Below are 24,275 nucleotides of genomic sequence, written 5' to 3' on the forward strand. Positions count from 1 at the left end.
AAGAACTGGCAACGACCTTCGCCTAGCTTTTATAAATAGTTGAGCCCGACGAGCTACCAAACTGCTCCATCCCGCGTCCGAATTGTATTTATTAGTTTTACTTCATTATAAGGAAGTGGTTGCGGGAGCTGGATTTGAACCAACGACCTTCGGGTTATGAGCCCGACGAGCTACCAAACTGCTCCATCCCGCGTCCGAATTGTATTTATTAGTTTTACTTCATTATAAGGAAGTGGTTGCGGGAGCTGGATTTGAACCAACGACCTTCGGGTTATGCCCGACGAGCTACCAAACTGCTCCATCCCGCGTCCGAATTGTATTTATTAGTTTTACTTCATTATAAGGAAGTGGTTACAGAAGCTGGTTAACTTTCTATAACAGAAATGACAACGACCTTCGCCTTTCTTTTATAAAGAATTAAGTCCGAGTAGCTTTTATGCTGCTCGATCTCGCATCCGATTTCACCCCTTCAAAACACTACAAACTAAGTTAAAACTCAGTGCCTGTCCTGAAGAGGTGGCGAACTATAGCGATGGCTTACATGCATTGCAAGAAACTTTTATTATTAATTGTTTATATGCTTGTTTATTGGACGCTTCTCAATTTGATGGACCTAAAACCGTTATTAGTGGTTTTTAATTAGGCTTTAACCAATAACTTTTATCTTTTGTTGACGCTAGCAGGTATAATGCCTAACTAATTTTTACTGTGTGTCGACTATCAATGTTAAATTTTTTTGCTGCAGCTCCACGGGGCTATGAATACGCGTTATCACTTGAGCTTGCCGAGCTAGGCGCTTCTGAAATTAAAGAAAGTGTTGCCGGGGTTTACTTTACTGCTCCGTTGGAGCTCGGATATCGTATAACGCTATGGTCGCGTTTAGCGAGCAGAATCATTTTTGTCATTTATAAAGGACCTTGTGAATCTCCAGAGCAACTGTATAACGCTGCCTATGGTATTGATTGGCAAATGCAGTTTTCGAATCGCAGTACATTTAGTATTGATTTCCACGGTTTGGGCGGTTTTATCAAAAACACCCAATTCGGTGCTTTAAAAATTAAAGATGCGATTGTTGACCGTTTTCGTGATGACGATTTTAGCCGTCCAAACGTTGAAAGAGTTGATGCGGATTTTAGAATCGATGCCCATTTCAGACGTGGTGAAATCACGATCGGTTTCAATTTCTCTGGTCCTGCACTGCACAAGCGTGGTTACCGTTCAACAACGGGTGAAGCACCTCTAAAAGAGAACCTCGCTGCAAACATGCTTGTTCGTAGTGGTTGGCAGGCAGATAAAGTTGATTTGCTCGACCCGTTCTGTGGTAGTGGCACTATTTTGATTGAAGCAGCCATGATGGCTTGTGATATCGCGCCTGGTATTCACCGTGAACGCTTTGGTTTTGACCATTGGTTACCGCATAACAAGAAAGTTTGGGAAGAGCTCTTAAATGAAGCTCAAGCCCGAGCCTCTATTGGTAAAACCCGTTGCGAAACTAAGTTTTTCGGTTCAGACATTGACTCTCGCCTAGTTGCGTTAGCAAAACGTAACGCGGAAAACGCAGGCGTACTTGAGTTAATTGACTTCAGTGTTGACAATGCATTAACTATTGATGTGCCAGTAGAATCTGGCTTCTTAATCTCTAACCCGCCATACGGCGAGCGCCTAGGCAACGTAACATCGTTACTGCAATTGTATTACCAGTTAGGTGACAAGTTTAAGGCAGAGTTTGGTGGTTGGAGCATTGCTATTTTAAATAGTGATGTTGAATTGCTATCTGCGTTGAAACTGAAAGCTGATAAGCAGATGAAGATGAATAATGGCGCGCTCGAGTGTGCGTTTAACCTTTATACTGTTCATGCTGAAAACACACGCAGGGTCGATCCAGCTAATATCAAAATAGAAGGCGATGTCAGTGATATTGCTGTGCCATTTGCTAACCGTATTAAAAAGAATTTTAAGCAGTTAGAAAAGTGGGCTAAAAAAGAGGGGATCGATAGTTACCGACTATACGATGCCGACTTACCTGAATACAATGTGGCAGTAGATAAGTATCTTGATTACGTTGTGATCCAAGAATACTCAGCGCCATCACAAATTCCAGAAGCCGTGACTAAACGTCGTCTTACAGACGTTTTAATCTCTTTGCCTAGCGCAATTGGCATTGATCCTAACCATATTATTTTGAAAACCCGTGAACGTAAGAAGGGTACTAATCAATATGAGAAGCTAGTTGCTAACAAACTTGAACTTATCACCACAGAATATGGTGCAAAGTTTAAGTTAAATCTAAAAGAATATTTAGATACTGGACTGTTTCTTGATCACCGTTTAACACGTAAACTTGTGGGTGAAAAATCAAAAGGTCGCAGTGTTTGTAATCTCTTCTCTTATACTGGTTCTGCGTCTGTACATGCGGCACTTGGTGGGGCAACGTCTGTAACAACAGTCGATATGTCAAATACTTATATCGACTGGGCAAAAGAAAACTTTGCACTAAACGGTTTAAATAGTGATAAGTATCAGTTTGTTCAAGCTAACTGTTTACAGTGGATGAAACGAACTCACGATAGATTTGACCTTATCTTCATCGATCCACCGACTTTCTCTAACTCTAAGCGTATGGAAGACTCGTTTGATGTTGAACGGGATCACGTCGCTATGTTGACTGACGTATTTAAGTTGCTAAATCCAGGTGGAGAAATCATTTTCTCTAACAATAAACGCAAATTTAAAATGGAGATTGCAAGTCTGGAAGCACAGGGGATGTCGGTTAAAAATATCGATAATCAAACGCTGCCACTGGATTTCAAGCGCAATCCACATATTCATAATACTTGGTTAATCACCCATGCAGGCTAACGCCTCGGTTATTTTATATCACACAGATGCGTGTCATCTGTGTGAGCTTGCAGCTGAGTTACTCATACAGAATGGTGTAAAATATGACGCCTTGGATATCTGCGATGATGAACACTTAGCTGAACAATATGGCATTCGAATTCCAGTCGTCAAAATTGTCGACAGTCAAAATGAACTTAATTGGCCGTTTGATCTCGAAGCATTAGAAGAATTTTTAGGAGCGTAAGTTGAGTCTCGTACGTATTAATAACGGCTCTTTAGCCTACGGTTATACCCCATTATTGCAAAAAGCAGATTTTACCATTGAACCCGGTGAGCGAGTTTGTATAGTAGGTCGTAATGGCGCCGGTAAGTCGAGTTTGATGAAAGTGTTAAGTGGTGACGTGCTACTTGATGAAGGCGAGTTCAACATCGCTACCGACGTAAAGGTTAGTCGTTTACAACAAGATCCGCCTAAGGCAGAGCAGGGCACGGTATATGCGTATATTGCTGCAGGCTTGCAAGAGGTCGGAGAAAAGTTAGAGCGTTATCATCAGCTTTCACATGATTTAGCAACTGCGTCTCCAGATGAAATGGAGCGTATGCTTAAGCAGATGGAGCGTCTACAAGACGATATCGATCATCTTAACGGCTGGCAGCTTGATAATCGAATCAATCAAAACTGTGAGTTACTTGGTTTAGACGCCGATGCCGCACTATCTGAGTTATCTGGTGGCTGGCAACGTAAAGTGGCTCTGGCACGCTCATTGGTAAGCGACCCAGATCTATTGCTGCTTGATGAACCGACCAACCATTTAGACATCGACACCATTGAGTGGTTAGAACAATTTTTGTTGAGCTACCGTGGCGCTATTGTATTTGTTAGTCACGACCGCGGCTTTATTCAGCGCATGGCTACTCGTATCGTTGATTTAGATCGCGGCGTAGTGACCTCTTGGCCTGGCAATTACCAAACCTACTTAGATGGTAAAGCGGAATGGCTTCGTGTTGAAGCTGAACAAAATGCTCATTTCGATAAAAAGTTAGCTGAAGAAGAGGCTTGGATCCGTCAAGGCGTAAAAGCTCGACGTACCCGTAATGAAGGTCGCGTTCGTGCTCTTAAAGATCTACGTGTAGAGCGTATGGCTCGTCTTAATCGCCAAGGTGGCGCAAAGATGGCTGTTGCCGATACAGACCGCTCGGGTAAGTTGGTGTTTGATATTGAAAACCTTGAGTACAATTTACCAGAGAAAAACTTGGTTAAGAACTTTAGTTCTACAGTTATGCGCGGTGACCGTATAGCACTGATTGGTCCTAACGGCTGTGGTAAATCGACTCTTGTTAAACTGTTGATTGGTCAGTTAGAAGCGCAATCCGGTAGCGTAAAAGTGGGTACTAAACTTGAAATTGCTTACTTTGATCAATATCGTGAAGCACTCGATCCTGAGAAGACGGTTGAAGATAACGTTGGCGAAGGCAAGAAAACGGTAACTATCAACGGTCAAGATCGTCATATCTTGAGCTATTTACAAGACTTTTTGTTCTCGCCTATGCGCGCTAGAACGCCTGTGAAGGCCCTGTCTGGTGGTGAGAAGAACCGTCTATTGTTAGCACGTTTATTATTAAGACCTGCAAACCTGATTATTCTCGATGAGCCAACCAACGACCTTGATATTGAGACCCTAGAATTGTTAGAGTCACTGCTTGCGGATTATAAAGGTACGCTATTGCTTGTGAGTCACGATCGTGCATTTATTGACAATACCGTAACCAGTAGCTGGTGGTTTACCGGTAATGGTGGCTGGAGCGAGTATGTTGGCGGCTATGAAGATGCCGTTTCTCAAGGGGCTAGGTTTTACTCTGAGGAACCTCAGGCGATCAATGCTGTCCAAGCACCAGTAGTAGAAGTTAAGCAGGTTGCACCAGCTGTTGAGAAGAAAGTTCAGAAGAAACTTTCGTATAAGCTACAGCACGAGTTAGAGTCTTTACCGGCCTTAATGGAGCAGCTAGAGCAAGATATCGAAGCATTGCAAACTGTTGTTAGCTCACCTGAGTTTTATGCTCAGGAGCAAAAAATAGTGAATGAAAACTTGAAAGCCTTGTCCGATAAGGAAAGTCAGCTTGAAAGTTGCTTTGAGCGATGGGAAGAGCTCGAATCATTGAAGTAAGCTAAAAAATAAGAAATAGGAAGCGAGTTAATGAAGTTTAAGTTGGATAAAACCCTATCGTTAGTAGCCGTTGGTGTATTAAGCGTACTTCAAGGTGTGCAAGCTGCACCTGTTTATGAAATTATTAACATCGACCTAGATACTTATAATCTAAATGGCACCATTGATAATACCCGTAACGGCTATGGTATGGCTGTCAATGCTAATAATGAAGCCGTCGGTGCCGCTAAAGGTAAAAAGAAGCTTACTGTGTCAGAAGATGATGATGGTGTCATCGATATTGAAGACGGTGTCGCAGATTCTGAAACGATTACTTACTCAGTTAACTTGCCTATTATTGCTAACAACTTTACTTTTAATTCTGTCGGTAACGAGTGGATGCCAGTCTTTGAAAGCGTTAATGGCACTACTGCTCCGACGTTCCCTGAAGACGAGGCCACCGTTAACTCAGTTGATACATTCTTTTATGATATCAATGACAGTGGCTTAAAAGTGGGGGCTATGACGGCAAAGGAAATACCATTAGAGTACACAGGCACTAGCGATACCCAAGAGTTTTGGTACTACCGGGACTATGAGCAGCGTGGCTTTGTAAAATCTGGTACCGATACTGAAATCCCGTTAAAGCCTCCTTATACTGAGTATATTTATAAGGAAGGTGAGTCAAGTGAACAGACTATTAATGTCGGTGGTTTCTCTAGTGCCTCGGCCGTTAATACGAGTGGTTTAGTCACTGGTTATGCCAGTACTGAAATTAGTGATAACAGCGCCAATATCGTTAAATCCTGTGTTGACAACGACAGCGACACCGCACCACAAGAGATCTGTATTCAGGCTGCTCAGTTCCCAAATCAGTATGGCTATAGCGATATTCAGTACCAGATCCGCGGCTATGTTTGGCAATATGAAGCCGGAAATGACACACCTACAGCGACTTTGTTGCCGTTAGGGCTAGAAGTCACAAATGATAGTGTTTATAGCGCTCAGGGCCTCGGGCTAAACGATGATGGCGTCGTTGCAGGTCGCTCTTATGTTTATCGTAAAAATGATAAAGATAGATTGTACTACGATGCTGCTTACTGGACTAAAGATACTAATGGCGAGTACAAGTATAATTGGGTCGATGTTGATAAAGTAGAAGATGTTCTTTCATCAATTGCTTATGATATCAACGATAATGGTATTTTAGTCGGAAGTTATAATAAGTACATCGATGGCTATCGTCGTGATAAGTTCTTCTACTTCGATACGAACAATCCAGAAACAGCGCTTGTTACACCAAACGATTTCTATAACAGTATTTCGGATTTAAGCAGCCGTGGCCGTGATATTAACAACCAAGGTCAGGTTGTTGGTTACATCGAAACCACCCATGATAAAGAAAAACCTCGTCCAAAAGCAGCTTTCTTGTATGATCTACCATCAAAAGAGTTCAATAACGTCAATGATTTACTAACTTGTGAATCTAAAGGTTATAAGAAGAATACTGAAGGGCAGTGGGAGCGTAATTTAGTTGAAGTTCAAGATGGCTCGGGTAAAACGTTAACTTACAAGAGTGAGATCCTCGTTGTTGAGGGTAACAGTATCAACGAAGATGGCACAATAGTCGGAACAGCGTTTATTCGTAAACCTTCATACAAATTCGATGATGAAGGAAACATCATTATTGGTGATAATGGTTTACCATTCTTTGAGATTAACGGCTACGGCGATCCAGTTACTTCATTCTTACCACGTATGGTTGTGCTACAACCAAGCACCTCTGGTGCAGAAGCCTGTACCGTCATCGATGATGATGGTAGTAACGACAACTATGAGCGCAAAGGTGCAGCAAGCTTTGCATGGTTATTTGCTTTACCATTGCTATGGTTTAGACGCCGAGTTAAGTAAACAAATACGCGATGTAAAAGAGTTGAATCGAGGCTAATAGCCTCGATTTTTTTTGCATTAAAATTGTAATATTTCTCAGTAGCTTAAATAATAAGCACTCGATGAGTGTTTTTTAGGCATTGATCTCAAGTCTAAAAAGCATTATTTATGGAGGTGAAGCGTTAGCTTCTTTTGTTATCTCAGAGAGGATGCTTGCATGAAAAGACAAAAAAGAGATCGATTAGATAGAGCTTTTTCGAAAGGCTTTCAAGCAGGAATTGGTGGCCGGTCGAAGGAGATATGTCCTTATTCGACACTTGATTCAAAATCACAATGGCTTGGAGGTTGGCGTGAAGGCATTGATGGTCGGCTGAGCGGTTTGTTTAATAAGTAATACAGTTTAATAAACAAGACTCAGTAACCGAAATTCTAAGAATTATCTTGAAGTAAACAATCGTTGAGAAACAATTTAGCCCTCTTTATAAGAGGGCATTTTATTGCGGTATAAGCTAGCGAAATGCTTGTATTAGAAGCTAGTGGTATCGGTAAAAATACCTACCTTGAGATCTTTTGCGCTATAGATTTCACGGCCATCAACTTCCATAGTGGCATCGGCAATACCCATGACCAATTTACGGTAAACTTTACGCTTTATAGTTAGCTTGTAAGTGACTTTTTTAGCCTCAGGTAATACTTGACCTGTAAACTTTACTTCACCTACTCCTAGGGCTCTTCCTTTACCCTCCGCGCCTTCCCATCCTAGGAAGAAGCCTACTAACTGCCACATAGCATCAAGACCTAAGCAGCCTGGCATAACAGGGTCTGTGGCGAAATGACAATCAAAAAACCATAGGTCTGGATTAATATCGAGTTCCGCAACAATCTCACCTTTACCGTACTCACCACCATCCGCGTTAATTTTTAGTACGCGGTCGATCATTAACATGTTGTCTTTTGGTAGTCTCGGAGAATTAGGTCCGAACAATTTGCCAAGTCCACAGGCAATAAGATCTTCTTTGGTAAAACTATTTGCGTTACTCATTATTTTGATACTCCAGCAATTTGAGCTGCCAAGGTTAGCGAACACGTGTACGCTAAACAACTCCGATCAGCTAGAAAATCTCAATTTATCGATGAGTCTTGCAAAAAGAGACTTTTCCTCTTCCTGATAACCAGCCAAATTCTCTAATCGAGATTGTACTAGGCCATAAAGGGACTCGTCAGGGAACTGGTTGTCCTCATCAGCGATGCCTGCTTGGGTTTGCATCAAAATCTCGACGGCTTCATCAATATGCTTGACCTGATATAGGGTGAACTGGCCAGCTCTAATAGCCTCTACAACATCTTGATGCAAATTTAACTGCTGCATGTTAGAAGCAGGAATAATGACTCCTTGCTGTCCCGTCAGGCCACGACGCTTACAGAGCTTAAAGAATCCCTCAATTTTTTCATTCACACCGCCAATTGCTTGTACATTACCGAATTGATCGATAGCACCTGTGGCTGCCAAACTCTGTTTAATTGGTTTTTCAGAAATAGCTGAAATCAAACAGCAATATTCAGCAAGTGAGGCACTATCGCCATCAATTTCTTGATAGGATTGCTCAAACACGATATTGGCATTGAGATGGAGTGGGGCATCTTTACCAAAAATCCGATAAAGACAAGCTGAAAGGATCATCATTCCTTTGGCGTGAATATTACCGCCTAATTCTGATTTACGTTCAATATCTGCAACTTCACCATCTCCATAGTGAACAGATGCTGTTATACGCGCCGGTTCTCCATAGCTAAACTCAGCATTTTCTATAACGGTTAAACCGTTTATCTGGCCAATAATTTCATCTTGAGTGGGCAAATTGATAAATAAGTCATCAAAGTTCTGTTCAGAGAGTCGTTCAGATGCATTGTGGCGCTGGTTAGTCATGCTAATACTGTGTAATAGCGCTTGTGTCGAGATCTCAGTGCTCTGAGCATAGACTTTAGCTTGAGCTAACAAGTGTTCTAAATTTGTCGCCATGAGGCTTAAGCGTTGCTGATGGTCGGCGAGTTTGGCGCTATATTGCAGCAATAGCAGTAGTGCCGAGCTAGTTAAGCTTATATTGAGTTCATTCAATATACGAGCTAGCCATTGGCAGTATTCTGCGGTTGAATGTTCTGATAAATCCATCTCATTGATTAATTCCCCAAGTAATGGGAAGTGGCGTGAAAAACTAGGTTCACCTAGCCAACAGTGACCATACTGGTTACTCGAACCAATGAGAATGATTTTACAGTTCAGTGCCAAAGGCGGTAACTGCGAGTGAACCTGGTAACTTTGCTTGTCGAGGATCTCAAGTAGAAGATCCCAAAGGTTCTCTCTCTTCCATAAAGAATCGGCACATATAAACAGGTAATGACAATTTGCCAAAAGACCCGCTTCATATGTCTTGGTTTCACTTTGATAACGACCGATTAGGTCTACTTTTCGTATTGAACCAGAAAGGTATTGATATTGTTGTGTTTTAGTCGCAAGTTGCGAGGTGACGGCGGCAATATCCTGTTCAACCCAAGCTGTGGTCTTATCTTCATTAAGGATTAAGCTTAGCGCTGGAAATTGGCCTTGTTCCATAACCAATGCATCGATAATACGTTTTCGGTTACAGCCGAAGTAATCAGCTAAATACATGTGCTGATTATTGGTTGCTGTTAGCAATCGAAATGCATTAAGACTGCGCTCTTGCCCGAGTAAATCTGCTTTAGCGCTAGGGATGAACGCCTGTTCAGCTGCAAGGTTGAAAATTGGAACAAGAGCCGAAGCAGGAATAACGTTTGAGTTCATAAAAGTGTATGTCTATTTTTAGTAGGCTGATACTAGCACATTTTTCGGTAGGCTTTGACAGATAACGTATCGGCTATGTATTTGGTTGTCTGAGCATGTATGTAGTTAGATTACTCGCCATTGTTGTTTAAAGCCTGTGCTTATCGCCCAATTGTTGAGCGCTAGAGCGTTTGTGGATGATATTTTATCTAAAATAGGTTTACATCAATAATGGAAACGCATAATATTTACCTCGTTCGGAGAGATGGCAGAGTGGTCGAATGCACCGGTCTTGAAAACCGGCATGGGTTTATAGCCCATCTAGGGTTCAAATCCCTATCTCTCCGCCACATTTAGAAAAGGCAGCCATTAAGGCTGCCTTTTTGCTTTTACCTCATTGTAAGTTACTGAAATTCTTCACCATACTAAAAAGATTCTATGTTGATCCATAGGAAATTTTACTTTCTATATGCAGTTAGATGCGATAAATTAACCTTTATAACATTATCAATTTAACTCTGTTCAATAGCAGGTCTTAAGTTGAACTGCGAAAGGTAAGGCGACTTTGATCTCAGTATATTTAGTTGATGACCATGAGTTAGTAAGAACCGGAATTAGACGGATCCTCGAAGATGAACGTGGCATTAAAGTCGTGGGCGAGGCTGGCGACGGTGAAACTGCTGTCCAATGGTGTCGCAAAAACGAAGCTGACGTGATTTTGATGGACATGAATATGCCCGGTATTGGTGGTTTAGAGGCAACACGTAAGATCTTACGTTTTCAAGCCCATGCCAAGATTATTGTGCTAACCATTCATACAGAAGACCCATTCCCGACAAAAGTGATGCAAGCTGGAGCTTCGGGTTATTTAACCAAAGGTGCAACCTCTCCAGAAGTGCTACAGGCGATTAGACAAGTGGCTCACGGCCAAAGATATTTGTCACCAGAAATTGCGCAGCAGATGGCACTGAGTCAATTTAATCAATCTGAAGAGAATCCATTTAAATCGCTATCGGAAAGAGAGCTGCAGATCATGCTGATGATCACTAATGGTGAAAAAGTCAGTGAGATCTCTGAGCAGCTAAATCTAAGCCCTAAGACCGTCAATAGCTATCGTTATCGCTTGTTTGCTAAGTTAGGTATAGGTGGCGATGTAGAGCTGACTCGTTTAGCGATCCGCTATAAAATGTTAGATACTGGACAATTTTAATTAAATAGCCGCAAAGTTTATGTCTGATGAGTTTAATGCCAATCAATTTTTAAAGACGGTAACATCATCACCCGGTGTCTATCGGATGTATGATGCCAAAGAATCCGTTATCTATGTGGGTAAGGCTAAAGATTTAAAAAAGCGTCTTACCTCCTACTTTCGTAAAAACTTAGCTAATGTCAAAACTCAGGCATTGGTTTCCCATATTGCAAATATCGATGTAACGGTAACACACAGTGAAACCGATGCACTAATCCTAGAAAATGATTACATCAAGCAGTACATGCCTAAATATAATGTACTGCTACGTGATGATAAGTCTTACCCTTATATTCTTCTCAGTAACCACCAGCATCCTCGGTTGGCGTATCACCGCGGTCCTAAACGCGATAAAGGTCAGTATTTTGGACCTTATCCAAACGGTGGGGCGGTGCGAGAAAGCCTGCATCTAATACAAAAAATCTTCCCAATTAGACAATGTGACGACCTTTACTATAAGTCACGTTCACGCCCTTGCTTACAGTATCAGATAGGAAGGTGTAACGCGCCTTGCGTTGGTTTAGTGTCTGAGGAGGACTATCAAGAGCAGGTAAGGCTGGTGTCATTGTTCTTAAAGGGGAAGGATCAGCAAGTGATGTCGGCGCTTGTTCAAAAGATGGAGCAAGCCGCTAGTGATATGCGTTACGAGCAAGCAGCCCTTTTCCGGGATCAAATTACTGCGTTAAGGCGGGTCTCTGAACAGCAAGAAGTATCGAATGCATCAGGCGACATGGATGTTATTGGAGCTTATTATGCTTCTGGTGTTGCTTGTTTTCACTTGTTGTTTATTCGAGAGGGCAAAATATTTGGAAGTCGAAGTTATTATCCCAAAGTCCCTGTAAATACTGAAGTGTCCGAAGTTTTACGTTCATTTATGCTGCAGTTTTATCTCAATTCTGATAGCCAACGGTTAACGCCGAAAGAGATCTTAATCAGCGAAGCTTTTGAAGAACAAGCAGAGCTAGCTGATGCGATTCAGACCGCGCAACATAAGAAAGTAGAGATAAAGACTCAGGTTCGTGGTGAAAGAGCGAGCTTTTTACGCTTAGCCCTAACCAATGCGACCAATGCGGTTAATACTCGCTTGTCCCATAAGAACACTATTGAACAGCGTTTCTTATTGTTAGAGGAAGCTATTGAGTCAACGAATAAAATCCAGAGGATGGAGTGTTTCGATATTAGCCATACTATGGGTGAGAGCACCGTAGCATCTTGTGTAGTGTTTAATCGAGAAGGGCCAAGTAAAGCTGACTATCGTCGTTATAATATCCATGATATTACGCCAGGTGATGATTATGCAGCAATGAAGCAGGCGATAACGCGACGTTTTGATAAAATTAATGAGAAAGGTAAGATCCCCGACATTCTGTTTATCGACGGCGGCATAGGTCAGTTACGAATCGCTCAAAAAGTGGTGGATGAAAAGTTCGTGGCGCTAGACAATCCACCTACTTTGATAGGCGTGGCTAAAGGTGAGGGACGTAAGCCAGGTTTAGAAACACTGATCTATGGTGAAAATGAAGAGTCATTCTCACTCCCTGCCGATTCAGGGGCCTTACATCTTATCCAACACATTCGTGATGAGTCTCATCGTTTTGCGATAACTGGCCATAGAGATAAACGGCAGAAAACTCGTAACACATCAACGTTGGAGTCGATAGCTGGAGTGGGACCTAAACGCCGTAAAGCATTACTGCAATATTTAGGCGGATTGCAAGAAGTTAAAGGCGCAAGTGTATCTGAATTGGCAAAAGTACCAGGTATTAGCCTAGAAATGGCACAAACGATACATGATGCATTGCGAGGGTAACAAAATTAAGGCAAGATTGGCGCTGCTTTTGAATATTAGGTTCTAAAATGCCGTTTAACATTCCTATTGCGTTAACACTTTTCAGGTTAGCTCTGCTTCCTGTTTTTGTTGTACTTTTTTATATACCAGAACCCTGGTCTCCTTTTGCTGCTGCATTTGTCTTTTGGCTCGCAGCCGTTACTGACGCTCTAGATGGTTATGCTGCGCGAAAGTTAAAGCAATCGACACGTTTTGGTGCGTTTCTTGATCCCGTTGCCGATAAGATTATGGTAACAACGGCATTAGTCTTGCTTATTTCTGAATACAGCAACATTTGGCTAACACTTCCAGCGCTCTTCATGATTGGTCGTGAAATCGTTATTTCGGCATTGCGAGAATGGATGGCTGAAATTGGTAAGCGTGGTGCAGTTGCAGTCTCTTGGATTGGTAAGTATAAAACGGCGGCACAGATGGTGGCCATCACAGGTTTGATTTGGCAGCCAAACGAGTTTTTAACTTATGCCGCTTTCGGATTATTCTATGTTGCAGCTGTACTAACATTTTGGTCAATGATGAGTTATATAATGGCCGCTTGGAATGATTTAACTGCAGAATAGCTCGTAAAAACAACGATGAGATCAATAAGTGGTCAAACAACCATTTATCGATAAATATAGCGTTGACTCTTCGAGGTAAATCGGTAGAATGCCATTCCGTAGTCAAGGGGAAGCGAACTAAGCAACAGCTTGATTACAGATTAAATTGAAATGCGACATTAGCTCAGTTGGTAGAGCGATACCTTGCCAAGGTATAGGTCATCGGTTCGAACCCGATATGTCGCTCCAATTTACATCATGTGGCGCGATGGCAGAATGGCTATGCTGCGGATTGCAAATCCGTCGATCTCGGTTCGACTCCGGGTCGCGCCTCCATAACTTGTTATAGTTATAAGAACATGAATTTGGTGAGTTTTAATCCGAACAGGATAAAGCAGTATTGGTACCGACAATACATATCATCAGAATCAAAGAGTTTGCCCGTGTGGTGGAATCGGTAGACACAAGGGATTTAAAATCCCTCGCTGAATAAGCGTGCCAGTTCAAGTCTGGCCACGGGTACCATCATTAAGGCCTCTGCATTAAATTGCGGAGGCTTTTTTGTATTCGGGAATTAGGGGGGATCACTCCCATAACTCGGCAGTTTACCTATAATAAATCCCTCGGACACTTAATAAAGTAAGGCGTGCCAATTCAAGTCTGGCCACGTGTAGGGGGGGATCTAGCGTTTTACTAGAAGCACATGGATCCCTGTTTATAAGAGACGCCTCGCCAAATAGATATGCCGGCTTAAGTCTGGCCACGGGTACCATCATTAAAGCCTCTGCATAAGCAGGGGCTTTTTTTGTATCTGACGTTTATGATATCAACATAATGGATTTCTTTTATAAAAGATGCCTCGCACTATTCACAAAGTAAGGCGTGCCAGTTCAAGTCTGGCTACGGGTACCATCATTAAGGCCTCTGCATATGCAGTAATACCAGTCACTTAAGGTGGTTACTCAGAGAAACCATATGACTTTGAAAGATAAGAATGGCCCACCGAGGACACGAAGAGCACGAAGAAAAGCCACTCTAAGCTTTTTGTTTTCTTCGTGTCCTCCGTGTAGCAAACTTAGTGAGCGCTTTGTGGTTTATAGCCTTTAATACTAAGAGCCTGTTTTGAATCAGCTTTGGGCTTGTAGTGGTCAACTAAAGCTGGCCGGCATTGCTGCATAAGCTGGGGCTTTTTGTATTTGCGAGATCGAGAGCTTATGAAAACAAGAGATTTGTTTATTAGCCTCTAATTTGAATGGTGAATAATCTAGAAAGGGGGCTTTAAAGTTGCTTGGTCTATCAGGTGGTCACACTGAAAAAGGCTCGACGGACTCCGGGGCGAGCTTCAGCTCTTATCTTAATGGCATAGCTAAATGCGCTTGGCAAAGACTTTAGTTAGACAAAATTCAAAAAAGTGAGCAGTCCAAGTGACTAAGCGTATCTCTAGCTGTATATTATAAAGACAGTTATTGCTCAAGTTATTACAGTGGTATTCAAAATGAAAGTTCTTGCTAAAGGTTTTACGCTAATCGAGCTTGTTGTGGTGATCATTGTATTAGGAATTCTAGCCGTGATTGCTGCGCCCAAATTTATTAATTTGAGCCAAGATGCCCATGACGCTACGATAAAAAACACCTTTGCTAGCTTTACTTCCGGAGTAAAGCTGTTCCACAGTTGCTGGCTTACCTCAGGTAAGACTGGTTATCAAGTGGATTTGGCTTGCTATGGCGATGGTACGCTGGACTCTTCTGTTACTGGTTATCCACTTGGTAAAGATACCTCACAGAGCGACAATGGTACAAAGCTACTGGGTGAATATTGCAAAGAGGTATGGCAAGGTTTGCTTGATAACGATGATTACACACTGGTGAGTCATTCCGGAGATCCCTTTGTAAAGGGGAATGATATTGTCTATTGGTATCAAGGAGGCGATATCAGTTCACCTTCAGGTTACTGCTACTATAACTATATTGCAGATAACCCTGTAAGAGGCAGTGAAAACTGGCGGTTACAATATTACCCGGGGTCGGGTAAGACTGAAGTTGTTAGAAGCGTACTGGGCCAATAGTTTCGTATAAATGCCTCTTTGTGTCATAAGCTCCTCTTCAGCAGGAGCTTTTTTTGTCTCACTATCTTTAAATAATCGTAACTTACAATCTTAGCGATTTAATTACTTCCGCTGTCATATACAAAGCATAATTATTTGCCATACTTGAAATAGAGATATTGATAGGGGGTCAGATGCGTTTTTGTAGTTTGATATGCTGTATCTGCTTGTGCTGTTTTAGCTTAGAGAGTTACGGCAATGAGCGACTAACACGTGCTCAAAATATGCTATACCAGCAGGTATCACTGATGGCCCTTGTCGAAACAGACGAGAAGTTTAATCAATATAAGCAATTACTTTCTCAAAATAACCCATCAGCAGCAGACTTAATGAAAATTGAGGCCGATATCAGCGCATTTTGGCTTCAACGACACATCGCAATTAGAAGTTTAGAGTTAACTCAGCAAAATGATCCTTTAATAAGAGCGATGGCTCTCGAGCCACAATTAAATGGATATCTTGAGCTTCAGAATCGTATCCGTCATTTACAGTGGTTGGCTGAGCAGGATTGGTGGCAGGTAATTGTTCTGGACCACTTAATCCGTCCGGGGGAGAGCGATCCCATTATTCCAATCGTTGCGAGGCGATTATGGCTTCTTGGGGATGCAAGCAATGCAGCAACAGACTCTAATGAATTAAGCTCCTTTATTGTTGAAGCACTAAAGCGATTTCAGCTTCGTCATGGGCTAAAGGCTGACGCGGTAATAGGGCCTGAAACACTCAAGTGGCTCAATGTCACTCCTGCACAACGAGCCTCTATTCTGGCTGAAAATTATATTCAACGAGCTGAGTTTATGGCGCAAAGAGATGACCGCTTCCTTGTGATAAATATCCCAGCCTTTGAGATGGAGCTATTTGATCACGGTGAAGTCGAGCTGGTTTCTCGTGTGATAGTGGGTAAGCCTTATAGACCAACACCTATCATCAGTAGTTCGATTTCTAATGTGGTGATTAATCCAACTTGGCGTGTCCCTAAAAAAATCATGTATAACGATCTTCTGCCTCAAGTGAGAAAAGATGGAAATTACATCTCGGAACGTAACTTTGATGTGTTTGATCGTAAAAATAATTTGGTTGTGAGAACTGCAGAGCAATGGAGCGATCTAGCGAAAGGACCGTTTCCCTTTACGTTTGTGCAGCGACCCGGTGTCAACAATACTCTGGGAAGATATAAGTTTTACTTTCCTAACGATTTTAGTGTCTATCTGCATGATACCTCTGATCCCGAATTGTTCCAGCGCAGTAATCGTGCGCTGTCTTCAGGCTGTATCAGAATTGAGAATGTACAAGGCTTAGCTAATTGGATGGCTGCAAATTTAGTGAAAGACAAGCAAACATGGGTGGATAGGCATGCGGATAGAAGACGTACTCAGTGGTTTGCACTAAACTCCTCGCTTAATGTTCATCTAGTATATTGGACTGCTTGGATAGATGATTCTAATCAAGCACAGTATAGAAATGACATCTATCAGCTGCAGGAGGGGACCTAGTATAGGGGGAATAGCAAAAATCAAAGACTTATAAAGTAGTTGTTACTAATTTAGTCTGATTGCTTGCATTCTATCATTTGACGGGGTAATTTCCCTGCCACTTGTTGGAAAAGTAGTCAGTGGTGTAAGTGTGTCAGTAGTATGTTCCTCGCGTAGACAGTTATTATTAGGATTAGGTGGTGTTGCAATGTTTTCTATGTTGCCATCTAAAGCTCAAGCAAGTCGTTCAACTAAAGGGGTTAGGAGTTTAGGTTTTTATAACCGCCATACAGGTGAACGCGGGCAAGGAAGCTACTGGGTAGATGGTGATTATCAAAGTGAAATTTTGACTGACTTTAGTCAGGTTCTTCGTGACCATCGTCAAAATGAATCAGCACCAATGGATAAGCGCTTATTCGATTTTGCTTTCCAATTAAGAGAGTCGTTGAGCTTTGAAGATGATTTACACGTGATATCGGGTTATCGTTCACCTAAAACAAACGCCATGCTAGCAAATAAAAGTAGCGGGGTTGCTAAGAAAAGTTACCATATGAAAGGTATGGCATTAGATCTTGCACTTCCCGGGGTCAAGCTTGCTCATATTAGAGAAGCAGCAATGGAATTAAAGCTCGGCGGCGTTGGCTATTACCCTAATTCAGGCTTTATTCATATTGATACCGGGCCTGTCAGATCTTGGTAATAGCTTAAGTAAACAAAGTTAATCTGAGTGGTTTGATAAACTTTGTGAATAGACAATTTCTGTGCTAGAATCCGCCCGCTTTTAGCAAGTCATGGTTGGTCGAAAATCGTGACTATTTATTTTATATATTTTTATTAAGTGAGTTAAATATGTCTTACACTATCGCTGCACAAGTTCGTACTGAAATCGGGAAAGGTTCGAGCCGCCGCCTACGTCACGCGAGCAAAGTTCCTGGTGTTATCTATGGTCCAGGTCAAGAAGCTATCTCTATTGTTTTTGAACACAAAGATATCATCAACATTCAAGAGAACCAAGATTTCTACACTTCTGAGCTAACTATCGCTCTAGAAGGTAAAGAAGTTAAAGTTCGCGTTCAAGACATGCAACGCCACGCGTTCAAGCCAATGATTGAACACGTTGACTTCAAATTCGCTTAATTTTTTAAGTTGATTTGATAAAAGCGCCTATATTAGGCGCTTTTTTTATGTCTACAGTTAACCGGCTTGGGGTTTTGTTTAAGCGTCGGTTTTTTCTGGGCAAGATGAAATGATTTGCGATTTATTTTCATCACTTTGCTCAAGTTTTACATCAAAGCCCCATAGTCGATGCAGGTGTTTAACGACTTCATGGCAAGTGTCTGCCAGAGGGATCCTATCGTTAGGTATATATCTTAAGGTAATTGAACGGTCGCCAGTGACATCAACATTCTGCACCTGAATATTTGGCTCCAAGTTTGACAGGTTGTATTGCTGGGAAAGTTTTTGCCTAATTTCTTTATACCCCTCTTCATCGTGAATTGCCGAAACACTAATATGATTTTTTCTGTCATCATCTAACACAGAGAAAAGCTTAAACTGCCTCATGATATTAGGCGATAAATATTGGCTAATAAAACTTTCATCTTTAAAGTTTTCCATAGCAAAATGTAACGTGGTGAGCCAATCGCTTCCGGCAATTTCTGGAAACCACTCTTTATCTTCTTCAGTTGGATTTTCACAGATCCTTCTAATATCAACAAACATATTAAAGCCTAAAGCATAGGGGTTAATACCACTGTAATGAGGACTGTTGTAGTTAGGCTGCGCCACTACGTTAGTATGGCTTTGTAAAAATTCAAGCATAAAACGTTCTGTCACTAACCCCTCATCATATAGGTGATTGAGAATGGTATAGTGCCAAAATGTAGCCCAGCCCTCATTCATAACTTGGGTTTGTTTTTGTGGGTAGAAGTACTGGCCCATTTTTCTCACAATTCGCACTATTTCACGCTGCCAAGGCTCAAGCAGAGGCGCATTTTTTTCTATAAAGTAAAGAATGTTTTCTTGTGGCTCAGAGGGAAAGTGTTTTGTCTCTTCTTGTGCCTCTTCTTGCGGAAGATCTGGAATTGTACGCCATAGCTCATTAACTTGGCTTTGAAGATATGCTTCTCTATCTTTTTGGCGCATTTTCTCTTCTTTAAATGAGATCTCACTTGGGCGCTTATATCGGTCTACACCGTAACTCATAAGCGCATGACAAGAATCGATGATACTCTCTACTTTATCAATACCGTAAAGCTCCTCACACTCGCTAATATAGTTTTTAGCGAAAACTAAATAGTCAATAATTGAGCTTGCGTCGGTCCAGGTTTTAAAAAGATAGTTACCTTTAAAAAAACTATTGTGCCCAAAACTCGCATGAGCCATTACTAGAGCTTGCATCGTAATAGTGTTTTCTTCCATTAGATAGGCAATACAAGGATCTGAGTTAATAACAATTTCATAAGCTAACCCCATTTGACCACGTTTATAACCTTGTTCAGTCTCGATAAAGCGCTTGCCGAAAGACCAATGGGTATAACCAATAGGCATACCTATGCCTGCATAGGCGTCCATCATCTGCTCTGCGGTAATGACTTCAATTTGATTGGGGTAGGCATCTAAACGGTAAAACTCTGCCACCCGTTCAATTTCGGTTAGATAGGTTTGCAATAATTCGAAGTTCCAATCAGGACCATCGTCTAATGGTGTTCTCTTTTTTGGATTGTCCATAATCGCCCCCTAAACAGCTTGTTTTTTAAATAACTCTCTAAATACCGGGTATATGTCTTCAGCTTGTTTTATATGTTGCACGGCAATATTACTGTGTGATTTTTGTAGGTCTTCATATTCGCGCCAAAGTGTTTGATGGGCGCGGTTAGTGATCTCTATATAACTAAAGTAGCGAACAACGGGGAGTAACTGTTTTTCTAAGATATCGTGACAAGAGGGGGAGTCATCGGCCCAATTATCTCCGTCAGATGCCTGAGCGGCATAGATATTCCATTCATTCTCTGGGTAACGCTCCTTTTGTATTTCATGCATTAACTTAAGTGCACTTGATACTATGGTGCCACCCGTTTCTTGAGAGTAGAAAAACTCATGCTCATCAACTTCTTTGGCTTGGGTGTGATGGCGGATATACACAACTTCTAGGTTCTTGTAGGTTCTAGTTAAAAACAGATAAAGAAGTATATAGAAGCGTTTCGCCATATCTTTAGTTGCTTGATCCATGGAACCAGATACATCCATTAAGCAAAACATAACAGCTTGACTAGAAGGGACTTCACGTTTAGCGAAATTGTTATAGCGTAAGTCGAAGGTATCGATAAACGGGACTCTTTTAATACGCTGTTTTAAGTCGACAATCTCTTCCTTGAGCGCCAAGATCCGTTCGGCCTGTGATCCAGGTGTATTTTCTAGTTGTGAAAGTTCCTCCTCAAGAGACTTCAATTTAGCCTTCTTGCTTGAGGTCATAGCCGTTCGTCTAGCAAGCGATGAACGAAGTGACCGAACAATATTAATATTGGCTGGTACGCCATCATTAGTGAAACCGGCTCTGTACACCTGATATTCAACTAACTTATTTAAACGATTGTTTTGCAGATTTGGCAGTTCTAAATCTTCAAATAATAGTTCTAAATACTCATCTTTTGAGATCTCAAACACAAAGTCATCTTGGCCTTCACCTGAATCAGAAGCTTCACCTTGCCCCGCACCTTGACCTTGCCCTGAAGGGGGACGTTCAATTTGATCGCCGCGAGCAAATTTATCATTACCTGGGTGGACGCGTTCGCGTACACCACCATTACCATGATGAAAAGTGGGTTCTCCGATATCTCGAGTCGGAATACTGATTTTTTCACCCTTATCGACATCGGTAACACTTCGGTGGGTGACCGCATCACTAACGGCTTTTTTAATCTGCTTTTTATAGCGGTTAATAAAGCGCTGTCTATTTACGGTACTTTTTCCCTTAGAATTAAGCCTTCTATCAATGAAACTTGTCATGCGCACCTCCTAGCCAAATAGAAGGGGAGAGGATCTCCCCCTTGGGCTTTTTAAGAAGACTTTCTTACTCTCAAATACCATTCTGAAAGTAGTCTTACTTGTTTTTGGGTGTAGCCTTTTTCCATCATACGATTGACGAAGTCATCATGCTTACGTTGGTCGTCTGTAGAGGTTTTGCCATTGAAAGAGATGACCGGTAAAAGGTCTTCAGTATTTGAGAACATTTTCTTCTCGATGACGGTTCTGAGCTTCTCGTAACTTGTCCATAAAGGGTTAGTCCCTTCGTTGTTTGCACGAGCACGTAATACAAAGTTAACTATTTCATTTCTGAAATCTTTTGGATTACTGATCCCAGCTGGTTTTTCGATTTTTTCTAACTCAGAATTTAGAGCGGCTCTATCGAAAAGCTGACCGGTTTCAGGATCGCGATACTCTTGATCTTGGATCCAGAAGTCTGCATAAATAACATAGCGGTCAAAAATATTCTGTCCATATTCAGAGTAAGACTCTAAATAGGCAGTTTGGATCTCTTTACCTATAAATTCTACATACTTAGGAATGAGGTAACCTTTTAAAAACTCAAGATATCGCTCAGCCATTTCGCTCGGGAATTGCTCTTGTTCAATTTGACGTTCTAAGACATAAAACAAATGAACAGGATTAGCAGCAATCTCGGTATGATCAAAGTTAAAGACTCTAGAAAGGATCTTGAATGCAAAACGAGTTGACAAGCCCTGCATACCTTCATCTACGCCAGCATAATCGCGGTATTCTTGATAGGATTTAGCTTTAGGATCGGTATCCTTCAAACTTTCCCCGTCATATACACGCATTTTGGAATAAATAGAGGAGTTCTCTGGAGCAATAACCCTAGATAGGACACTAAATTGAGCCAAGGTTTCTAATGTACCTGGTGCGCAGGGGGTATTAGCCAGTTCTGAATTTGCCAATAGCTTTTGGTAAATTTTGACTTCTTTCGACATTCTGAGACAGTAGGGGACTTTGACTATATAGACTCGGTCCAAAAATGCTTCATTTGTCTTATTATTTCTAAATGTAGTCCACTCAGACTCGTTAGAGTGAGCGAGAATAATGCCACTAAAGGGCAACGCAGATAGCCCCTCTGTACCATTATAATTACCCTCCTGGGTAGCGGTTAACAGAGGATGTAAAACTTTAATTGGCGCCTTAAACATCTCGACGAATTCCATCAAACCTTGGTTAGCACGGCACAAGGCACCAGAGTATGAGTAGGCATCAGCATCATGCTGGGCAAAGTGCTCTAATTGTCTAATATCGACCTTACCCACCAATGAAGAAATATCCTGATTATTTTCATCACCAGGCTCTGTTTTTGCGATGGCTAACTGATCGAGAATCGATGGATAGACTTTGACGACTTTAAACTTGGAGATATCACCCCCAAACTCATGCAGGCGTTTAACTGCCCAAGGAGACATAATGGTTTTAAGGTAACGATCTGGAATATTGTATTCTTGCTTAAGAATATCGCCATCTTCATCGATATTAAATAGACAGAATGGATGGTCGTTAACAGGGCTGCGAACCCCATCTGCGGTAAGTACATAAACGGGCACGTTTTGCATTAGTGCTTTTAGTTTTTCAGCAAGTGATGATTTACCACCGCCGACGGGGCCGAGTAAATAAAGGATCTGTTTTGATTCCTCTAAGCCCTGAGCTGAGTGCTTTAGATAAGCAACTATCTGCTCTATGGCTTCCTCCATGCCGTAAAAATCTTTAAATGCTGGATAACGTGATATAAGACGATTAGAGAATAATCGACTTAGAACAGGATCTTTAGATGTATCGACGAGTTCGGGTTCACCGATCGCCATTAATAAGCGCTCAGCCGCCGAAGCGTAAGCACTCCTGTCTTTTTTACAGATAGCTAAGAAGTCTTCTAATGAATACTCTTCATCAAGCTTCTTCTCATAGCGCTGTTGGTAATGCTCAAATATACTCATAATCGGCCCCCTGAAACGCAAAATTGGTAAGATAGGAGGCAAAAAAACTTACCTCCTACCTTTAATGTTAGACGTTAAATGAGACCTGTGTTGTAAAAAACCAAATAAAAACAATAAGAAATAGTTGCATTTGCAATAGTTGCAGTTGATAAGAAATTTAGCCATTTTAAAAAATGTAATAAAAAAGGAGCCCTAAGGCTCCTTATTCATTTCTAGGATATTAACTGATTAAGCGGTGAAGTTTGCGTTCACAAAATCCCAGTTAACTAATTCCCAGAAGTGCGCTAAATAATCTGGACGCACGTTACGGTAGTCGATGTAGTAAGCGTGTTCCCACACGTCAACAGTCATGATTGGTGTAACACCTTCATCTGTCAGTGGAGTCGCCGCATTGCTAGTGTTTACGATTGCAACACTACCGTCTGCATTTTTTACAAGCCATGTCCAAGCGCTACCGAAGTTGTTTACTGCAGAATCGGTAAACTGTGCCTTGAATGCTTCAAATGAACCAAAGGCAGCAACGATAGCTTCTGCTACTGGGCCAGTTGCTTCACCGCCACCATTTGGTGATAGACAGTTCCAGTAGAAAGTGTGATTCCAGATTTGAGCTGCGTTGTTAAAGATACCACCAGTAGAGGTCTTGATGATCTCTTCTAGGCTCTTTTGCTCAAGTTCTGTACCTTCAACTAAACCGTTAAGCTTAACAACGTAAGTGTTGTGATGCTTACCGTAATGAAAATTAATTGTTTCTTCCGAGATGTGTGGCTCAAGTGCGTTCTTTGCGTAAGGTAATGCTGGTAATTCAAAAGCCATTTGTTTTCTCCGTTAACTCTGGTTTGTTATTTTGTGCGTTCTTGCTCACTGCGGAACATTTTACCTAATAAACTTGTGAAGTGTATCATTGTTTATTCAAAATGAGCGATTAACTTAATCGATTATTTCTATTAGTTATTACCCCTTTAAAAAGTAGGTTTTTGTTCTGCTAAATACTGACGTACAATGGAGTGAATGTAATGATGTTTTAATCAGGAATGAAAAATGGAAACTGTAGAAAAAATCAAGCAGCAAATTGCCGAAAATCCAATTATCGTTTATATGAAGGGCTCACCAAAGTTACCAAGCTGTGGTTTTTCATCTCAGGTCGCGCAGATCATGATTAACTGCGAAGAGCAATTTGCTTTCGTTGATATCCTTCAGCACCCTGATATCCGTGCCGAACTACCAAAATATGCTAACTGGCCAACTTTTCCTCAATTATGGATTGAAGGTGAATTGATCGGTGGTTGTGACATCCTGACTGAAATGTACCAGAAGGGGGAGTTACAGACTCTTATTACTGAAACAGCTGCTAAATATAAGACTGAAGACGATCAAGCTTAAGCTTCTTTTGTTATAATTTG

At 41.5% G+C, this 24,275-nt stretch carries 19 protein-coding genes and 6 tRNA genes; 17 read left to right on the forward strand and 8 right to left on the reverse strand.

Annotated elements, in window-relative coordinates:
- Positions 1–116: 116 nt before the first annotated feature.
- Together K5Q73_RS19695 and K5Q73_RS19700 are read right to left on the reverse strand one after the other, a co-directional pair.
- Positions 117–193 (reverse strand) — tRNA-Met (locus K5Q73_RS19695).
- Positions 194–233: 40 nt separating this feature from the next.
- Positions 234–308: transfer RNA gene (locus K5Q73_RS19700), tRNA-Tyr, on the reverse strand.
- Positions 309–723: 415 nt separating this feature from the next.
- Here K5Q73_RS19700 and rlmKL point away from each other — a divergent pair.
- The 5 genes from rlmKL (at position 724) to rmf (ending at position 7,269) form a co-directional block, all read left to right on the forward strand.
- Positions 724–2,859, forward strand: a complete 2,136-nt coding sequence (rlmKL, locus tag K5Q73_RS19705; RefSeq protein ID WP_220765200.1) for a bifunctional 23S rRNA (guanine(2069)-N(7))-methyltransferase RlmK/23S rRNA (guanine(2445)-N(2))-methyltransferase RlmL — start codon at positions 724–726, stop codon at positions 2,857–2,859.
- Positions 2,849–3,085, forward strand: coding sequence for a glutaredoxin family protein (locus K5Q73_RS19710; protein WP_220765199.1), 237 nt, complete (start codon positions 2,849–2,851; stop codon positions 3,083–3,085). The genes rlmKL and K5Q73_RS19710 overlap by 11 nt, the downstream gene beginning before the upstream one ends.
- Before the next feature lies 1 nt (position 3,086).
- Positions 3,087–5,006, forward strand: coding sequence for an ABC transporter ATP-binding protein (locus K5Q73_RS19715; RefSeq protein ID WP_220765198.1), 1,920 nt, complete (start codon positions 3,087–3,089; stop codon positions 5,004–5,006).
- 30 nt (positions 5,007–5,036) lie between these two features.
- Positions 5,037–6,896: a DUF3466 family protein gene (locus tag K5Q73_RS19720; protein WP_220765197.1), complete on the forward strand. Its 1,860-nt coding sequence runs from the start codon at positions 5,037–5,039 to the stop codon at positions 6,894–6,896.
- A gap of 196 nt (positions 6,897–7,092) precedes the next feature.
- Positions 7,093–7,269 carry a ribosome modulation factor gene (gene rmf / locus K5Q73_RS19725; protein WP_012155190.1) on the forward strand — a complete coding sequence of 59 codons (177 nt, stop codon included), beginning with the start codon at positions 7,093–7,095 and terminating at the stop codon, positions 7,267–7,269.
- Positions 7,270–7,401: 132 nt separating this feature from the next.
- Here the strand turns inward: rmf and fabA are convergent, their stop codons facing one another.
- Both fabA and K5Q73_RS19735 read right to left on the reverse strand, forming a co-directional pair.
- Positions 7,402–7,917: a bifunctional 3-hydroxydecanoyl-ACP dehydratase/trans-2-decenoyl-ACP isomerase gene (gene fabA, locus K5Q73_RS19730; RefSeq protein ID WP_012155191.1), complete on the reverse strand. Its 516-nt coding sequence runs from the start codon at positions 7,915–7,917 to the stop codon at positions 7,402–7,404.
- Positions 7,918–7,983: 66 nt separating this feature from the next.
- Positions 7,984–9,696, reverse strand: a complete 1,713-nt coding sequence (locus K5Q73_RS19735; RefSeq protein ID WP_220765196.1) for a S16 family serine protease — start codon at positions 9,694–9,696, stop codon at positions 7,984–7,986.
- A gap of 238 nt (positions 9,697–9,934) precedes the next feature.
- Between K5Q73_RS19735 and K5Q73_RS19740 the strand changes: the two genes are divergently transcribed.
- The 11 genes from K5Q73_RS19740 (at position 9,935) to rplY (ending at position 18,019) form a co-directional block, all read left to right on the forward strand.
- Positions 9,935–10,025, forward strand: a tRNA-Ser gene (locus K5Q73_RS19740).
- A gap of 215 nt (positions 10,026–10,240) precedes the next feature.
- Positions 10,241–10,885: a UvrY/SirA/GacA family response regulator transcription factor gene (gene uvrY / locus K5Q73_RS19745; RefSeq protein ID WP_012277434.1), complete on the forward strand. Its 645-nt coding sequence runs from the start codon at positions 10,241–10,243 to the stop codon at positions 10,883–10,885.
- Between the two features lie 19 nt (positions 10,886–10,904).
- On the forward strand, positions 10,905–12,734 hold the full coding sequence (gene uvrC / locus K5Q73_RS19750) for an excinuclease ABC subunit UvrC (protein WP_220765195.1): 1,830 nt from the start codon (positions 10,905–10,907) through the stop codon (positions 12,732–12,734).
- Positions 12,735–12,781: 47 nt separating this feature from the next.
- The gene (pgsA, locus tag K5Q73_RS19755; protein ID WP_220765194.1) at positions 12,782–13,330 is read left to right on the forward strand and encodes a CDP-diacylglycerol--glycerol-3-phosphate 3-phosphatidyltransferase; all 549 of its coding nucleotides are present in this window, start codon (positions 12,782–12,784) and stop codon (positions 13,328–13,330) included.
- 152 nt (positions 13,331–13,482) lie between these two features.
- A tRNA-Gly gene (locus tag K5Q73_RS19760) sits at positions 13,483–13,558 on the forward strand.
- Between the two features lie 13 nt (positions 13,559–13,571).
- Positions 13,572–13,645: transfer RNA gene (locus K5Q73_RS19765), tRNA-Cys, on the forward strand.
- Positions 13,646–13,748: 103 nt separating this feature from the next.
- A tRNA-Leu gene (locus K5Q73_RS19770) sits at positions 13,749–13,834 on the forward strand.
- 970 nt (positions 13,835–14,804) lie between these two features.
- Positions 14,805–15,374, forward strand: coding sequence for a type II secretion system protein (locus tag K5Q73_RS19775; protein WP_220765193.1), 570 nt, complete (start codon positions 14,805–14,807; stop codon positions 15,372–15,374).
- Between the two features lie 287 nt (positions 15,375–15,661).
- Entirely contained in the window at positions 15,662–16,903 is a 1,242-nt protein-coding gene (locus K5Q73_RS19780; protein ID WP_259650822.1) for a murein L,D-transpeptidase, read from the forward strand.
- A 187-nt stretch (positions 16,904–17,090) separates the two neighbouring features.
- Positions 17,091–17,582: a DUF882 domain-containing protein gene (locus tag K5Q73_RS19785; protein WP_374706890.1), complete on the forward strand. Its 492-nt coding sequence runs from the start codon at positions 17,091–17,093 to the stop codon at positions 17,580–17,582.
- 149 nt (positions 17,583–17,731) lie between these two features.
- Positions 17,732–18,019, forward strand: coding sequence for a 50S ribosomal protein L25 (rplY, locus tag K5Q73_RS19790; protein ID WP_220765190.1), 288 nt, complete (start codon positions 17,732–17,734; stop codon positions 18,017–18,019).
- 78 nt (positions 18,020–18,097) lie between these two features.
- Here rplY and K5Q73_RS19795 read toward each other — a convergent pair whose 3' ends face one another.
- The 4 genes from K5Q73_RS19795 to sodB all read right to left on the reverse strand — a co-directional run bounded on the left by K5Q73_RS19795 (position 18,098) and on the right by sodB (position 23,688).
- A complete protein-coding gene (locus K5Q73_RS19795) occupies positions 18,098–19,612 on the reverse strand; it encodes a SpoVR family protein (RefSeq protein WP_220765189.1) in 1,515 nt (504 codons plus the stop codon).
- 9 nt (positions 19,613–19,621) lie between these two features.
- Positions 19,622–20,890, reverse strand: coding sequence for a YeaH/YhbH family protein (locus K5Q73_RS19800; RefSeq protein WP_220765188.1), 1,269 nt, complete (start codon positions 20,888–20,890; stop codon positions 19,622–19,624).
- Positions 20,891–20,940: 50 nt separating this feature from the next.
- Entirely contained in the window at positions 20,941–22,875 is a 1,935-nt protein-coding gene (locus K5Q73_RS19805; protein WP_220765187.1) for a PrkA family serine protein kinase, read from the reverse strand.
- Positions 22,876–23,103: 228 nt separating this feature from the next.
- A complete protein-coding gene (sodB, locus tag K5Q73_RS19810) occupies positions 23,104–23,688 on the reverse strand; it encodes a superoxide dismutase [Fe] (RefSeq protein WP_220765186.1) in 585 nt (194 codons plus the stop codon).
- A 225-nt stretch (positions 23,689–23,913) separates the two neighbouring features.
- On the opposite strand from sodB, the gene K5Q73_RS19815 reads away from it, so the two are divergent.
- Entirely contained in the window at positions 23,914–24,255 is a 342-nt protein-coding gene (locus K5Q73_RS19815; protein ID WP_220765185.1) for a Grx4 family monothiol glutaredoxin, read from the forward strand.
- Positions 24,256–24,275 lie beyond the last annotated feature (20 nt).

It is taken from the genome of Shewanella sp. MBTL60-112-B2, from assembly GCF_019655055.1.
GTDB lineage: Bacteria > Pseudomonadota > Gammaproteobacteria > Enterobacterales > Shewanellaceae > Shewanella.

Excerpts from the sequence above, each read along its gene's own strand:
- rlmKL (WP_220765200.1), top strand. The coding sequence starts at position 724 with ATGTTAAATTTTTTTGCTGCAGCTCCACGGGGCTATGAATACGCGTTA.
- K5Q73_RS19710 (WP_220765199.1), top strand. The coding sequence starts at position 2,849 with ATGCAGGCTAACGCCTCGGTTATTTTATATCACACAGATGCGTGTCAT.
- K5Q73_RS19720 (WP_220765197.1), top strand. The coding sequence starts at position 5,037 with ATGAAGTTTAAGTTGGATAAAACCCTATCGTTAGTAGCCGTTGGTGTA.
- rmf (WP_012155190.1), top strand. The coding sequence starts at position 7,093 with ATGAAAAGACAAAAAAGAGATCGATTAGATAGAGCTTTTTCGAAAGGC.
- fabA (WP_012155191.1), bottom strand. The coding sequence starts at position 7,917 with ATGAGTAACGCAAATAGTTTTACCAAAGAAGATCTTATTGCCTGTGGA.
- K5Q73_RS19735 (WP_220765196.1), bottom strand. The coding sequence starts at position 9,696 with ATGAACTCAAACGTTATTCCTGCTTCGGCTCTTGTTCCAATTTTCAAC.
- uvrC (WP_220765195.1), top strand. The coding sequence starts at position 10,905 with ATGTCTGATGAGTTTAATGCCAATCAATTTTTAAAGACGGTAACATCA.
- pgsA (WP_220765194.1), top strand. The coding sequence starts at position 12,782 with ATGCCGTTTAACATTCCTATTGCGTTAACACTTTTCAGGTTAGCTCTG.
- K5Q73_RS19775 (WP_220765193.1), top strand. The coding sequence starts at position 14,805 with ATGAAAGTTCTTGCTAAAGGTTTTACGCTAATCGAGCTTGTTGTGGTG.
- K5Q73_RS19780 (WP_259650822.1), top strand. The coding sequence starts at position 15,662 with ATGGCCCTTGTCGAAACAGACGAGAAGTTTAATCAATATAAGCAATTA.
- K5Q73_RS19785 (WP_374706890.1), top strand. The coding sequence starts at position 17,091 with ATGTTTTCTATGTTGCCATCTAAAGCTCAAGCAAGTCGTTCAACTAAA.
- rplY (WP_220765190.1), top strand. The coding sequence starts at position 17,732 with ATGTCTTACACTATCGCTGCACAAGTTCGTACTGAAATCGGGAAAGGT.
- K5Q73_RS19795 (WP_220765189.1), bottom strand. The coding sequence starts at position 19,612 with ATGGACAATCCAAAAAAGAGAACACCATTAGACGATGGTCCTGATTGG.
- K5Q73_RS19800 (WP_220765188.1), bottom strand. The coding sequence starts at position 20,890 with ATGACAAGTTTCATTGATAGAAGGCTTAATTCTAAGGGAAAAAGTACC.
- K5Q73_RS19805 (WP_220765187.1), bottom strand. The coding sequence starts at position 22,875 with ATGAGTATATTTGAGCATTACCAACAGCGCTATGAGAAGAAGCTTGAT.
- sodB (WP_220765186.1), bottom strand. The coding sequence starts at position 23,688 with ATGGCTTTTGAATTACCAGCATTACCTTACGCAAAGAACGCACTTGAG.
- K5Q73_RS19815 (WP_220765185.1), top strand. The coding sequence starts at position 23,914 with ATGGAAACTGTAGAAAAAATCAAGCAGCAAATTGCCGAAAATCCAATT.